Raw genomic sequence first — 13,405 nt, forward strand, 5'->3', positions numbered from 1 at the left:
CGACGGCGCCGCAGCTTCATGACGACCGCTCCCCGGCAGGGCTCAGCGTGCCCGGTTCAGGGTCTGCAAGGCAGCCTTCAGGAGCTGCCCGACCTGAGGCGCGCCCTCGGCGGCCTCCGCCTGCGGCGCGACCGCGGACACCGCTTCATCGGCCTCCCGGGTCGCGTACCCCAGCCCGATCAGCGCGGCGTGCAACTGCTCCCGCCACCCCGCGGCGACGGGCCGACCGATCGCCGCGCCCCCCGTGCCGAGCGGCTCACCGAGGCGGTCCTTCAGTTCGAGCAGCAGCTTCTGGGCGCCCTTCTTGCCGATGCCCGGGACGGCGGTGAGCGCCTTCTCGTCCCCGGTGGACACGGCGCGGCGCAGGGCGTCCGGGCTGTGCACGGCGAGCATCGCCTGGGCCAGCCGCGGCCCCACCCCGCTGGCGGTCTGCAGCAGCACGAAGGTCTGGCGCTCGTCGTCGTCCGCGAAGCCGTACAGCGTGAGCGAGTCCTCGCGGACGACCAGGGAGGTGGCGAGCCGGGCCTCCTGGCCCATCCGCAGTCCGGAGAGGGTGTCGGGGGTGCACTGGACGGCGATGCCGATACCGCCCACCTCGACCACCGCGGAGTCGGGGGCGAGGGCGGCGACCTTGCCGCTGACGAAGGCGATCATCGGGTGACCTTCCGGGTGGAGAGCTGGGCCCGGCGGTGCGCGGCCTGTGCCTGCTGGAGGCGGTTCACTGCCGGGGCACGCCAGATGTGACAGATGGCGAGGGCGAGGGCGTCGGCGGCGTCGGCGGGCTTGGGGGGCGCGTCGAGCCGCAGCAGCCGGGTGACCATGGCTCCGACCTGGGCCTTGTCGGCGCGGCCGTTGCCGGTGACGGCGGCCTTGACCTCGCTGGGGGTGTGCAGGGCGACGGGGATGCCGCGCCGGGCCGCGCAGAGCATCGCGACCGCGCTGGCCTGGGCCGTGCCCATCACCGTACGGACGTTGTGCTGGCTGAACACCCGCTCCACGGCGACGTATTCGGGGCGGTGGTCGTCGAGCCACTGCTCGATGCCCTGCTCGATGGCGACGAGGCGCTGCCCCAACTCCGCGTCGGAGGGGGTGCGGACGACTCCGACGCCGATCATGGTGAGCGGCCGGCCCGCCACGCCCTCGACGACCCCGACACCGCACCGGGTCAATCCGGGGTCAACGCCCAGTACCCGCACCCGGCCCCCTCCTTCGACTCGTCGGCCCCACCCGGCCACCACCGGGGAGCTGCCCCCGATTCGTGCAGGTTATCGGGTGCCACCGACAACGCCCGCCAGCGACGCCCGACAAGGGGACGGCCGACAACGGGACGGGCCGACGGGGTGTGTCCCGTCGGCCCGTTGAGCCCGTACCGTCCGCGGCGCGACGACGCGCAGCGTGCGGTGTGCGGCGCGCGGTGCTACGCGTCGACCTTCTCCATGACCTCGTCGCTCACGTCGAAGTTGGCGAAGACGTTCTGCACGTCGTCGCTGTCCTCAAGGGCGTCGATGAGCTTGAAGATCTTCCGGGCGCCCTCCTCGTCCAGTTCGACCTGCATGGTCGGGACGAAGTTGGCGTCGGCGGAGTCGTAGTCGATGCCGGCCTCCTGGAGCGCGGTGCGCACCGCGACCAGGTCGGTGGCCTCGGAGAGGACCTCGAAGGTGTCACCGAGGTCGTTGACCTCCTCGGCACCCGCGTCGAGCACGGCACCCAGGACGTCGTCCTCGGACAGTTCGCCCTTGGGGACGATGACGACGCCCTTGCGGTTGAAGAGGTACGAGACGGAACCCGGGTCGGCCATGTTGCCGCCGTTGCGGGTCATGGCGACGCGTACGTCCGAGGCGGCACGGTTGCGGTTGTCGGTGAGGCACTCGATGAGCACCGCGACACCGTTCGGGCCGTACCCCTCGTACATGATCGTCTCGTAGTCGGCGCCACCGGCTTCGAGACCACCGCCGCGCTTGACCGCGGAGTCGATGTTCTTGTTCGGGACCGAGGACTTCTTGGCCTTCTGCACGGCGTCGTAAAGCGTCGGATTGCCGTCGAGGTCCACGCCGCCCATGCGCGCCGCGACCTCGATGTTCTTGATCAGCTTCGCGAAGAGCTTGCCGCGCTTGGCGTCGATCACGGCCTTCTTGTGCTTCGTCGTGGCCCATTTAGAGTGGCCGGACATCTGCCTGTCTCCTTCGCGTAACCCAACCAGTACGAATACCCGAGGCTTCGAGAGCCTGGGGGACCCCCAGATCCTACTAGGACGCCGCTGTCCGGGTCGCGCGCACCATGTCGACGAAGAGCGCGTGCACGCGGTGGTCGCCGGTCAGTTCCGGATGGAACGACGTGGCGAGCGCGTTGCCCTGGCGTACGGCGACGATGTGACCGCCGTACTCGGCCAGTACCTCGGCCTCCGCGCCCACCGATTCCACCCAGGGGGCCCGGATGAAGAGTCCCTCCACAGCATCGCCCTCGATGCCCGTCACGTCGACCTTCGCCTCGAAGGATTCGTTCTGCCGTCCGAAGGCGTTGCGGCGCACGATCATGTCGATGCCGCCGATGGTCTCCTGGCCCGAGCGCGGGTCGAGGATCTTGTCGGCGAGCATGATCATGCCCGCGCAGCTGCCGTAGACGGGCAGACCGTCCCGCACGCGCGCGCGAAGGGGCTCCATGAGGCCGAAGAGGACGGCCAGTTTGGAGATGGTGGTGGACTCACCGCCGGGGACGATCAGTCCGTCGACCTCGGCGAGTTCCTCGGGGCGCCGCACCGGCCTGGCCACGGCGTCCGCCGCGGCCAGGGCGATGAGGTGCTCCCGTACGTCGCCCTGGAGGGCCAGGACGCCTATGACGGGGGTGGTGCTCATCTACGGAGTGCCTGCCTTGTGTGAAGGGGTGCCCTGGAGAGGGTGGTTTTCGTCCGGAGGGAGTTGTCCGTCCGGACGGACTACCAGCCGCGGTTCGCGTAGCGCTCGGACTCGGGGAGGGTGTCGCAGTTGATGCCGACCATGGCCTCGCCCAGGTTGCGGGAGGCGTCCGCGATGATCTTCGGGTCGTCGTAGAAGGTGGTGGCCTTCACGATGGCCGCGGCGCGCTTGGCCGGGTCGCCGGACTTGAAGATGCCGGAGCCGACGAAGACACCCTCGGCGCCGAGCTGGCGCATCAGGGCGGCGTCGGCGGGAGTGGCCACGCCACCCGCGGAGAACAGCACGACCGGGAGCTTGCCCAGTTCGGCGACCTCCTTGACGATCTCGTACGGGGCGCGCAGCTCCTTGGCGGCGGCGTACAGCTCGTTGTTGTCGTAGCCGCGCAGCCGGGCGATCTCGTTCTTGATCTGGCGCAGGTGGCGGACGGCCTCGACGACGTTGCCGGTGCCGGCCTCACCCTTGGAGCGGATCATGGCGGCGCCCTCGGCTATGCGGCGCAGAGCCTCGCCCAGGTTGGTGGCACCACAGACGAAGGGGGTCGTGAAGGCCCACTTGTCGGAGTGGTTGACCTCGTCGGCGGGGGTGAGCACCTCGGACTCGTCGATGTAGTCGACGCCGAGGGACTGCAGGACCTGGGCCTCCACGAAGTGGCCGATGCGCGACTTGGCCATCACCGGGATCGAGACGGCCTCGATGATGCCCTCGATCATGTCCGGGTCGGACATGCGCGCCACGCCGCCGTCCTTGCGGATGTCGGCGGGGACCCGCTCCAGGGCCATGACGGCCACGGCGCCCGCGTCCTCGGCGATCTTCGCCTGCTCGGGCGTGACGACGTCCATGATCACGCCACCCTTGAGCTGTTCGGCCATGCCGCGCTTCACGCGCGCGGTGCCGGTGGCCGGGGTGTCGGTGGGCTGGACGGGGTGGGAGAGCGTGCTGGACACGGGTTGACCTCACTCGGTGAAAGAGGGCTTCTGCAAACACCGAGGAAACGCCCGGGGACCAGGCCACAGCAAGGGCCAATGGGTAGGCGGTGGCTCATTTTCCGGTCCACGCCGAGCTTTTTCGCTGGTCAGGGCCTTGTCCGGGATTCACGCACCCGCGCGGGCCACGGCCTCCGCCGGCCGGACCTCTACGTTCCGGGGCGGTCCGCGAGCGCCGTCGGGGGCTCGTCGTCCATCTCGAAGGCCAGCGGGAACGGGGCGTGCCCGGCCAGCCGGAACCAGCGCACCTTGCGGTGGCGGCGCAGGGCGCGGGCCGCGCGTACGGCGTCGTTGTGGAAGCGCCGGGCCATCGGTACGCGGCGGACCGCCTGGGCGAGCTCGCGGGCCGCGTCCTCGCCGCCCGGGGCCGCCTGGACCGCCTCCACCTGCTCGGTCTCCCCGAAGACGGCCCGCAGCGCCTGGCTGAGGTCGCTCTCGGCGACCTCCCGGTGGTCCTCCTCGGCCTGCCGGGCGGCGTGCGCGGCCTCGTAGAGCACCATCGACGCGGCCGGGTCGAGCACGCCGGCGGTGGCGAGTTCCTGGGCGACCGAGGCGCGGCGCAGGAGCTGTGCGTCGAGGGCCGCGCGGGCTGCGTCGATGCGGGAGTGCAGGCGGTCGAGGCGGCCCGCCGTCCAGCTCAGGTAGAGGCCGATCGCCGCGAGGGCGACCACGATCCAGATCAGTGTGGAGGTCACGGGGGCACACGCTACCGGTGGGGGCGCCTTGCTCGGCGGCGCCCCCGGATGGCGCCTGCGGCGCCTGTGCGACCGTTTCCGGGTGCGGGCCCGGTGGGGGCTGGTCGCGCAGTTCCCCGCGCCCCTGAAAAGCCGGCTTCGCCGTGCTTTTCATCCCGTCCGGCGGACGGGTGGGCAGGGGCGAAGCCCCGCCCCTAAGGGGCGCGGGGAACTGCGCGACCAGCCCCCACCGGCCCGCAGCCGAAACACCCCCGCCCCCCCGGAGGGTCAGTCGCGGGCCAACCCGAAGCGGGCCAGCAAACCCCCCGGCTCCGCCGGTTCGTCCGCCGCCGCTACCGCCGCCGCGCCGTCCGTGACGGTCTCGTACACGGACAGGATGTCCGCACCGACCGTCGACCAGTCGAAGCGCCGCACATGCGCGCTCCCCCGCTCGCGCAGTTCCGCGCGTCGCGCCGGATCGCCGAGGAGCCGTACCGCCGACGCGGCCAGCGCGTCCGCGTCCTCGTTGGTGAACAGTTCGCCCGCCGCGCCCTGGTCGAGGACCTGGGCGAACGCGTCGAGGTCGGAGGCGAGCACGGGCGCACCCGCCGACATCGCCTCGACCAGGATGATCCCGAAGCTCTCGCCGCCGGTGTTGGGCGCCACGTACACGTCGACGCTGCGCAGGAACCGCGCCTTGTCCTCGTCGCTGACCATGCCGAGGAACTCGACGCGCGAGCGCAGTTCCGCCGGAAGCTTCTCGACCGCTTCCTTCTCGTCGCCGCGTCCCGCGACCAGCAGCCGGGTCTCCGGCCGCTCGGCGAGGATCTTCGGCAGCGCCTTCATGAGGACCGGCAGGCCCTTGCGGGGCTCGTCGATGCGGCCCACGAAGCCGAGCGTGCCGCCCTGCCACTCGGGGTTGGGCTCGGCCTTCGCGAAGAAGTCCACGTCGACGCCGTTCGGGATGACCACGGCGTCGCCGCCCAGGTGCTCGACGAGCGTGCGCCGGGCGTACTCGCTCACCGCGATCCGCGCGCTGATCTTCTCCAGCGCGGGCTGCAGGATCGGGTACGCGGCGATCATCGCGCGGGACCGCGGGTTCGACGTGTGGAAGGTGGCGACGATCGGCCCCTGCGCCGCCCAGCAGGCCAGCAGGCCGAGGGAGGGCGAGGCCGGCTCGTGGATGTGGATCACGTCGAACGTGCCGTCGTGCAGCCAGCGGCGCACCCGCGCGGCCGACAGGAACCCGAAGTTCAGGCGCGCGACCGAGCCGTTGTACGGCACCGGGACGGCACGGCCCGCCGAGACGACGTACGGCGGGAGCGGTGTGTCGTCGTCGGCGGGCGCGAGGACGGACACATGGTGCCCGAGCGCGATGAGGTGGTCGGCCAGGTCGCGGATGTGGAACTGCACTCCCCCGGGGACGTCCCAGGAGTACGGGCAGACGATGCCGATCCTCATGGGCGCTCCCCCGGCCGGACCTGGTCGTCGTGTGCCGCCGCGGACGGGGGCTCCCCGCCGGACGGCCCCGGGACCGGCTCCCTCTCGGCCGTCCCCGGGCGGGGCTCCAGGTCGGCGAGCCACAGGCGTTGCAGCATGTGCCAGTCCTCCGGATGGTCGGCGATCCCCGTGGCGAAGGCATCGGCCAGCGCCTGCGTCATGACAGACGTCTTCTCGGCCCGCGTACCTGACTCGGGTACGTCGACGGGGGGATGGACCCGGCCACGCATCACGGGCGAGTCGTCGTACCACAGGGTCACCGGCAGCAGCAGCGCGCCGGTCTGCTGGGCGAGCAGCGCCGGGCCGGCGGGCATCCGGGTGGTGTCCCCGAAGAAGGAGACCTCGACCCCGGAGGCGGACAGGTCGCGTTCGGCGACCAGGCAGACCAGGCCGCCGTCGCGCAGCCGCCTGGCCAGCGTGCCGAACGCGGTGCCGCCGCTGTGCGGCAGCACCTCCATTCCGAGGCCCTCGCGGTACGCCACGAACCGGTCGTAGAGCTTCTCGGGCTTGAGGCGCTCGGCGACCGTCGTGAACGGCGTCTCCAGCCTGGTGGTGACCCAGGCGCCCGCCAGGTCCCAGTTGCCCAGGTGCGGCAGCGCGAGGACGACACCCTTGCCCGCCGCGAGCCCCTCGGTCAGATGGTGCAGGTCCTTCGGCTCGAAACCGCTCCTGATGCGTTCCTTGCTCCAGGCGGGCAGCCGGAACGACTCCATCCAGTAGCGCAGATACGAACGCATGCCCGCGCGGGACAGCTCCGCGAGCCGCTCGGGACTCGCGTCGGGCAGCACGCGCGCGTAGTTCGACTCCAGACGCAGTACGCCCTTGCCGCGCCGCTTCCAGGTGATGTCGGCGATGGTGCGGCCGAGGCGCACGGCCACCGGTTCGGGGAGCTTCTTGACGGCTCCCCAGCCCGCGGCGTAGGCCCCGTAGGTCAGCTGGTCCCGCAGACCGCTCACGAGGTGGCCTCGCTGTTGCGCGAGGTGCTCTCCGGTGAGTTCCCCGGCGGGGCGGCGACCGCCGCGTCGGCCTCGGCGGCCTCGCGGCGCACCGTGACGACGCGCTGGACCAGGGTGACGACACTGCCCACGGCGACGATCCACAGCGCGATCGGCAGCAGTACGTCGATGCCGGGCACGCCGAAGGTCTTGTGGAAGCCCGCCAGGCCCGCCGCGACCAGCGAGATCACCAGGCGTTCGGCGCGCTCGACCAGGCCGTTGACGGCGACGGGCAGACCGATCGACTCGCCCCGGGCCTTGGTGTACGACACCACCTGACCGCTGGCCAGGCAGAAGATCGACACGGCGCACAGGACGTTGTCGTCGCCGTTGCCCGCATACCAGAGGGCGAAGCCGCCGAAGATCGCGCTGTCGGCCACCCGGTCGAGTGTCGAGTCGAGGAAGGCGCCCCATCGGCTGGAGCGGCCCAGCTGGCGCGCCATGTTGCCGTCGACCAGGTCCGAGAACACGAAGAGCGTGATGACGATCGTGCCCCAGAAGAGCTCTCCGCGGGGGTAGAAGACCAGCGCGCCCGCCACCACTCCGGCCGTGCCCAGGAGAGTGACCGTGTCGGGGCTCACCCCCCGGCGGATGAGAAACGCGGCGAACGGTGTGAGGACACGCGTAAAGAATGCACGCGCGTACTTGTTCAGCATGGCCTTCCCGACGGTCGGTGTGGCCGGGCGGCCCTGCTGGCCACCGGCTGGCCCATCGTAGCCACGCGTGCGCGTGTGCGACGGTCGGGCACCCACGCCCCGGGTCACGTCCTGGTGACATCCGTGGGCCTCGACGGGGCGGCGGCGCGATCGCGTCCGTTGTATGGACGCACCGTGACGCGAGTGCAAAGCTCGATGGCACCGCGGGCGTCATCGGAGCCGCCATTCGCGGATCCGCCGGCCCGCGCCCCCAGTGACCTCACCGTGCACGGGAGGCAATTCCATGGGCGACAAGGCGAACGCACACCCCGGAGCCGCCGGCAGGGCTACGGCGGCCGACCACCCCGCGTCCGTACGGAATGTGGTGCTGGTCGGCCACAGCGGTTCGGGCAAGACGACTCTGGTGGAGGCTCTCGCGCTGACGGCGGGAGCGGTGAACAGGGCGGGCCGTGTGGAGGACGGCGGCACCGTCTCCGACTACGACGAGATCGAGCACCGGCAGCAGCGCTCGGTGCAGCTCTCCCTGGTCCCGGTCGACTGGGACGGATACAAGATAAATGTGCTGGACACTCCCGGTTACGCCGATTTCGTCGGCGAGCTGAGGGCCGGTCTGCGAGCGGCGGACGCGGCCCTTTTCGTCGTCTCGGCCTCGGACGGCGTGGACGGCTCGACGCGCATGGTGTGGGAGGAGTGCGCGGCGGTCGGCATGCCGAGAGCCATCGTGGTGACGCATCTGGAATCGGCGCGGGCCGACTTCGACGAGATGACCCGGATCTGCGCGGACGCCTTCGGCGGGGACGACCCCGACGCCGTACTGCCGCTGTACCTGCCGCTGCACGGCTCCGCGGGCCCCGACGGGCATGTGCCGGTGACGGGGCTGATCGGGCTGCTCTCGCAGCGGCTGTTCGACTACTCGTCCGGGGAGCGCAAGGAGTCCGAGCCGGGCCCCGAGCAGATGCCGCTCATCGAGTCGGCCCGCAACCGGCTGATCGAGGGAATCATCTCGGAGAGCGAGGACGAGACCCTCATGGACCGCTATCTCGGCGGTGAGGAGATCGATTTCAGGACACTCGTGGAGGACCTGGAGCGGGCCGTCGCACGCGGGGTCTTCCATCCGGTGCTGGCCGCCGCGCCCGCCGCCGAGGGCGCCCGGCAGGGGCTGGGCACGGTGGAACTGCTCGAACTGATCACGGGCGGCTTCCCGACGCCGCTGGAGCGCGAGGCCCCGGTGGTCACGACCCCGGACGGCCGGGCCCGCCGGGTCAAGGCCTGCGATCCCGACGGGCCGCTGGTCGCCGAGGTCGTGAAGACCGCCTCCGACCCGTACGTCGGCCGCGTCTCGATGGTGCGGGTGTTCTCCGGGACGCTGCGCCCGGACGAGACGGTGCACGTCTCCGGGCACGGGCTCGCCGACCGCGGCCACGAGGACCACGACGTCGACGAACGCATCGGCGCCCTGTCCGCGCCCTTCGGCAAGCAGCAGCGCGCCCTCACGCACGCGATCGCGGGCGATCTGGCCTGTGTGGCCAAGCTGAACCGCGCCGAGACCGGTGACACGCTCTCGGCCAAGGACGATCCGCTCCTGATGGAGCCGTGGCAGATGCCCGACCCCTTGCTGCCGCTCGCCATCCAGGCACACAGCAAGGCCGACGAGGACAAGCTCTCGCAGGGCCTTGGCCGGCTCGTCGCCGAGGACCCCACCATGCGCCTGGAACAGAACCAGAACACCCACCAGGTCGTCCTGTGGTGCCTGGGCGAGGCCCACGCGGACGTCGCCCTGGAACGGCTGCGCAACCGGTACGGCGTCCAGGTCGACGTCGTACCGCACAAGGTGTCCCTGCGGGAGACGTTCGCCGCCAAGTCCGCCGGGCGCGGCCGTCATGTGAAGCAGTCCGGCGGGCACGGGCAGTACGCGATCTGCGAGATCGAGGTGGAACCGCTGCCCGGCGGCTCCGGCATCGAGTTCGTCGACAAGGTGGTGGGCGGCGCCGTGCCCCGGCAGTTCATCCCGTCCGTGGAGAAGGGGGTGCGCGCCCAGGCCGCCAGGGGCGTGACCGCGGGCTATCCCCTCATCGACGTGCGGATCACGCTGACCGACGGCAAGGCGCACTCCGTGGACTCCTCGGACGCGGCGTTCCAGACCGCCGGCGCGCTCGCCCTGCGGGAGGCCGCGACCGACGCCCGGATCCATCTCCTGGAGCCGGTCGCCGAGGTGACGGTCCTGGTGGGCGACGAGTACGTGGGGGCCGTGATGAGCGATCTGTCGGGCCGGCGCGGCCGGGTCGTCGGCACCGAGCAGGCACCGGGCGGCCGGACCCTCGTACGGGCCGAGGTCCCGGAGATCGAGATCGGACGGTACGCGGTCGATCTGCGCTCCCTCTCGCACGGCACCGCACGGTTCGACCGCACCTACGCCCGGCACGAGCCCATGCCACCGCAGTTGACCGACAGGATCCGTGAACAGGCGCAGGGATCTCATTAGTTGATCTCCCCTTCGATCGGCGGGCGGCCGGGGCCGTCCGCCGACGAATGTCGGCCCCTGGCGATACTCTGAGAACCTGATCAAGACGATGACCTGATCAACAGGTGTGCGGAGCACCGAAGTCGGGAATGCCGCAGCAGCGGGGCAAGGCGGCGATGGGGGCGGTAATGGCGGACGACGCATTCGATTTCAGTCCGGGAGCACAGGTACCGCTCTCGGGTTCCGCGGGACAGACGGCGGCGACGTTCGCGCTCGCCTCCGCGGCCTATCGGGACAGCCCCGTCGAAGCGATCCTCGACGCCAACAGCGAGTGGCACCAGTCGAAGGTCTCACCGGGCCAGAAGTGGGCTTCGATCTTCAAGCCGAACCTGGGCGAGGCCTTCGCCCGGGCCGTGCAGGTCCGGCTGCTGGGCGGCGGCCGCAGCCCGCTCATCCAGTCCTTCGGCACGGAACCGCAGGTGGTCGTCGAGCACTGCCTGGCGGCGAACCGCATCCGCAAGGAGCGGGACAGCTGGCTCACCGCCGTGATGGTGCTGACCGGCCTGATCTTCCTGCCCGGTCTGCTCCTGTGGCTGCTGGTCTTCCAGATCCGCCGCTCGGTCGCCAAGTCCGAGGACAAGCGGGCCGGAGCCCTCGGCACCGCGATCCTGATCGGGGTGGGCGGCCTGGCGGTCCTCTTCCTGCTCAAGATGCCCTTCGGCGGCTTCTGGGCGTGGTACGCACGCGCGGCGATCGTCGCGCCCGTCCTCGGCTGGGTCTGGGCGAAGCAGATCTGTGAGCGCACCGCCCGCGATCTGCGGGAGCGCTGGAGCAGCCTGCTCGCGGGCGGCGGCATCGGCGCCAAGATTCCCGAGGCGGTGCCCGGCAGCCCCGGCGAGACGGAGGCCGAGCGGCTGCGCCAGGGCCTGGCACGGCTGAGCGCGGAGCAGCAGTCGAACTCGGTCTTCTACGCGGGCCCCAAGGGAATACTGGGCATGGGTACGCGCTGGGGCACCTGGCAGCTCGCCGAGGACCTGGTGTCGGCGGACTCCACCAAGGAGATCCACCCGTTCCGCAGCTGGGACGTCATCCGGTCGATCCACGACCAGCTGCGCATGCTGGAGCGCGGCCCCCTCAACACCGGTGGTTTCCCGGCGCCTTCGATAAAGCACTGGGTGGTCACACCGATCAACGAGAACGCCGGTTCGGTCTCCCGCCCGGGCGGCACCGACGTGGACGCCTACCAGGTCAAGACGCACAAAATACAGGAGATCTGCAACAAGCAGCAGTTCGGCAGCGGTGACCGCCACTACCTCGGGGTGCAGTGGACCCTCTGGGACGGCCAGTTGGTCATCACGATGCTGATCACCGTCACCGTGCTGCACGAGACGCTGCGCATCGAGGTCACCGGACACGCCCTGGGCCCCGTGCACTCGCTGTTCTTCGGCGGGCCCGCCGCCAAGACGAAGACGGTCCCGAAGACCGTCAGGTTCTGGGAGACCAAGACGCAGAAGCTGCCGCTGATCGACGCGGACGAGGTCGTACGGCTCGCGGTGCGCGCGCCCTTCACCTGGTATCCGCCGATCCTCGACCACCTCGGCGGCAAGCTGATCCTGCCGGAGCCCTTCGGTCTGCGGCACGCCTGGGCGGCCAAGCCCTGGCGGCACCGCTTCATGGCGGACGACGCGCTGCGCGCCGCGACCCCCGTGCTGCGGGTGGTGCACTCGGCGGCGATCCGCGTGCTCAACGACAACGGCGTGGACACGACGAAGTTCGGCAGCCGCTCGTCCGCCCTCAGCGGGGCCGTCCAGGACGTCTCCCCGCGGAAGGCGGATCTGTACGACGCGTAGGCGTCCACCCCGGGTGGACCTCCGGGAGGCCGGGCCTCAGACCGACGGCCAGGCCTCCGCGAGCATCTTCCGGGTGTCCGCGAGGAGTTGGGGCAGCACCCGGGTGTGCCCGACGACCGGCATGAAGTTCGTGTCCCCGCCCCAGCGGGGCACGATGTGCTGGTGGAGGTGCGCGGCGATCCCGGCCCCCGCCACCGAACCCTGGTTCATGCCGATGTTGAAGCCGTGCGCACCGGACGCGGTCCGCAGCGCGGTCATCGCCTGCTTGGTCAGCTCACCGAGCTCGGCGGTCTCCGGGACGGTCAGATCGGTGTAGTCCGCGACATGCCGGTAGGGCACGACCATCAGATGCCCACCGTTGTACGGGTACAGGTTGAGCACCGCGTAGACCTGCTCGCCGCGCTTGATGACGAGCCCGTCCTCGTCGGATTTCGCCGGAATCGAGCAGAAGGGACAGCCGTCGCCGGCCCCGGGACCGGTCGGCTTGTTCTCACCCTGGATGTAGGCCATCCGGTGGGGCGTCCACAGGCGCTGGAACGCGTCCTGTGTGCCGACTCCGATCTGCTGCTCCGGCTCACTCGTCATGAGGTGAAGCATATGGCTTCGCCCGTTCGCGGCGTGTCGCCGGGTACCGCGCGAAAGGGCCCGCCGCCAAGCTGAGGTGATGGACGACGACACCCGCACGACCCGCTGGGAGCGCCGCACCGAGCTGCCGCTCGTCGTCGCCTCGGCGCTCTTCTTCGTCTCGTACGCGATCCGGGTGCTGGGCCACGCGCTGCCCGAGCCGTGGCCGAGCGCCTGTGTCGCGGCGATGCTGGCGGCCTGGGCGGTCTTCGCCGTCGACTACGCCGTGCGCTGGCGGCTGAGCAGCCAGGGGCCCCGGTTCGTACGGACGCACTGGCTGGACACGGTCGTCCTCATTCTGCCCCTGCTGCGCCCCCTGCGCGTGGTGAAGGTCTACGAGACCGTGCAGCGCCGACGCGGGCGGCCCCGGCTGGCCCTGCACGCCCGCGTGATCACGTACGCGGGTCTGGCCGTGTCCCTGCTCGGCTTCGCGGGCGCGCTCGCCGTCTTCCAGCAGGAGCGCACGGCACCGGACGCGACGATCCACACCTTCGGCGACGCGGTGTGGTGGACCTGCGCGACGCTGGCGACCGTGGGGTACGGCGACGTGGCTCCCGTGACGCCCGTGGGGCGGCTGATCGCGGTGGGCCTGATGGCCTGCGGGCTCGCCCTGCTCGGCGCGGTGACGGGGTCGTTCTCGTCGTGGCTGCTCCAGGTCTTCGCCGACGAGGGCAACGAGAAGCCCCCGGGCGGCTGAGCCGGCCGGGGGCTTTCCGTCGCACGCCACGGAGTGCGGGTGGGCACCGCGGG

The 13,405-nt window shown here is 71.2% G+C and carries 13 protein-coding genes; 3 read left to right on the forward strand and 10 right to left on the reverse strand.

Annotation, left to right across the window (positions count from 1 at the left end):
* Positions 1-42 precede the first annotated feature (42 nt).
* The 9 genes from ruvA to pgsA form a co-directional block, all read right to left on the reverse strand.
* Positions 43-654 (reverse strand): Holliday junction branch migration protein RuvA, encoded by a 612-nt coding sequence (gene ruvA, locus J8N05_RS39730; protein ID WP_210891873.1) that lies wholly within the window; start codon positions 652-654, stop codon positions 43-45.
* A complete protein-coding gene (gene ruvC, locus J8N05_RS39735) occupies positions 651-1,196 on the reverse strand; it encodes a crossover junction endodeoxyribonuclease RuvC (RefSeq protein WP_210891874.1) in 546 nt (181 codons plus the stop codon). Before ruvC ends, ruvA begins: the two co-directional genes overlap by 4 nt.
* Before the next feature lie 221 nt (positions 1,197-1,417).
* Positions 1,418-2,170 carry a YebC/PmpR family DNA-binding transcriptional regulator gene (locus J8N05_RS39740; RefSeq protein ID WP_210891876.1) on the reverse strand — a complete coding sequence of 251 codons (753 nt, stop codon included), beginning with the start codon at positions 2,168-2,170 and terminating at the stop codon, positions 1,418-1,420.
* Between the two features lie 76 nt (positions 2,171-2,246).
* Entirely contained in the window at positions 2,247-2,852 is a 606-nt protein-coding gene (gene pdxT / locus J8N05_RS39745; RefSeq protein WP_210891878.1) for a pyridoxal 5'-phosphate synthase glutaminase subunit PdxT, read from the reverse strand.
* Between the two features lie 80 nt (positions 2,853-2,932).
* A complete protein-coding gene (gene pdxS, locus J8N05_RS39750) occupies positions 2,933-3,856 on the reverse strand; it encodes a pyridoxal 5'-phosphate synthase lyase subunit PdxS (protein WP_210891880.1) in 924 nt (307 codons plus the stop codon).
* 188 nt (positions 3,857-4,044) lie between these two features.
* Positions 4,045-4,590, reverse strand: a complete 546-nt coding sequence (locus J8N05_RS39755) for a hypothetical protein (RefSeq protein WP_210891882.1) — start codon at positions 4,588-4,590, stop codon at positions 4,045-4,047.
* Positions 4,591-4,857: 267 nt separating this feature from the next.
* Positions 4,858-6,030, reverse strand: a complete 1,173-nt coding sequence (locus J8N05_RS39760) for a glycosyltransferase family 4 protein (protein ID WP_210891883.1) — start codon at positions 6,028-6,030, stop codon at positions 4,858-4,860.
* A complete protein-coding gene (locus tag J8N05_RS39765) occupies positions 6,027-7,025 on the reverse strand; it encodes a phosphatidylinositol mannoside acyltransferase (RefSeq protein WP_247706879.1) in 999 nt (332 codons plus the stop codon). Before J8N05_RS39765 ends, J8N05_RS39760 begins: the two co-directional genes overlap by 4 nt.
* Positions 7,022-7,720, reverse strand: coding sequence for a phosphatidylinositol phosphate synthase (gene pgsA, locus J8N05_RS39770; RefSeq protein ID WP_210891885.1), 699 nt, complete (start codon positions 7,718-7,720; stop codon positions 7,022-7,024). The genes J8N05_RS39765 and pgsA overlap by 4 nt, the downstream gene beginning before the upstream one ends.
* 283 nt (positions 7,721-8,003) lie before the next feature.
* On the opposite strand from pgsA, the gene J8N05_RS39775 reads away from it, so the two are divergent.
* On the forward strand, positions 8,004-10,202 hold the full coding sequence (locus J8N05_RS39775; protein ID WP_210891887.1) for an elongation factor G-like protein EF-G2: 2,199 nt from the start codon (positions 8,004-8,006) through the stop codon (positions 10,200-10,202).
* A gap of 167 nt (positions 10,203-10,369) precedes the next feature.
* Entirely contained in the window at positions 10,370-12,031 is a 1,662-nt protein-coding gene (locus J8N05_RS39780; protein WP_210891889.1) for a hypothetical protein, read from the forward strand.
* A 36-nt stretch (positions 12,032-12,067) separates the two neighbouring features.
* On the opposite strand, the gene J8N05_RS39785 is transcribed toward J8N05_RS39780, so the two are convergent.
* Positions 12,068-12,628: an HIT family protein gene (locus J8N05_RS39785; protein WP_107019708.1), complete on the reverse strand. Its 561-nt coding sequence runs from the start codon at positions 12,626-12,628 to the stop codon at positions 12,068-12,070.
* A 67-nt stretch (positions 12,629-12,695) separates the two neighbouring features.
* Between J8N05_RS39785 and J8N05_RS39790 the strand changes: the two genes are divergently transcribed.
* Positions 12,696-13,352, forward strand: coding sequence for a potassium channel family protein (locus J8N05_RS39790; protein WP_210891891.1), 657 nt, complete (start codon positions 12,696-12,698; stop codon positions 13,350-13,352).
* Positions 13,353-13,405: the final 53 nt, after the last annotated feature.

It is taken from the genome of Streptomyces liliiviolaceus (assembly GCF_018070025.1).
GTDB lineage: Bacteria > Actinomycetota > Actinomycetes > Streptomycetales > Streptomycetaceae > Streptomyces > Streptomyces liliiviolaceus.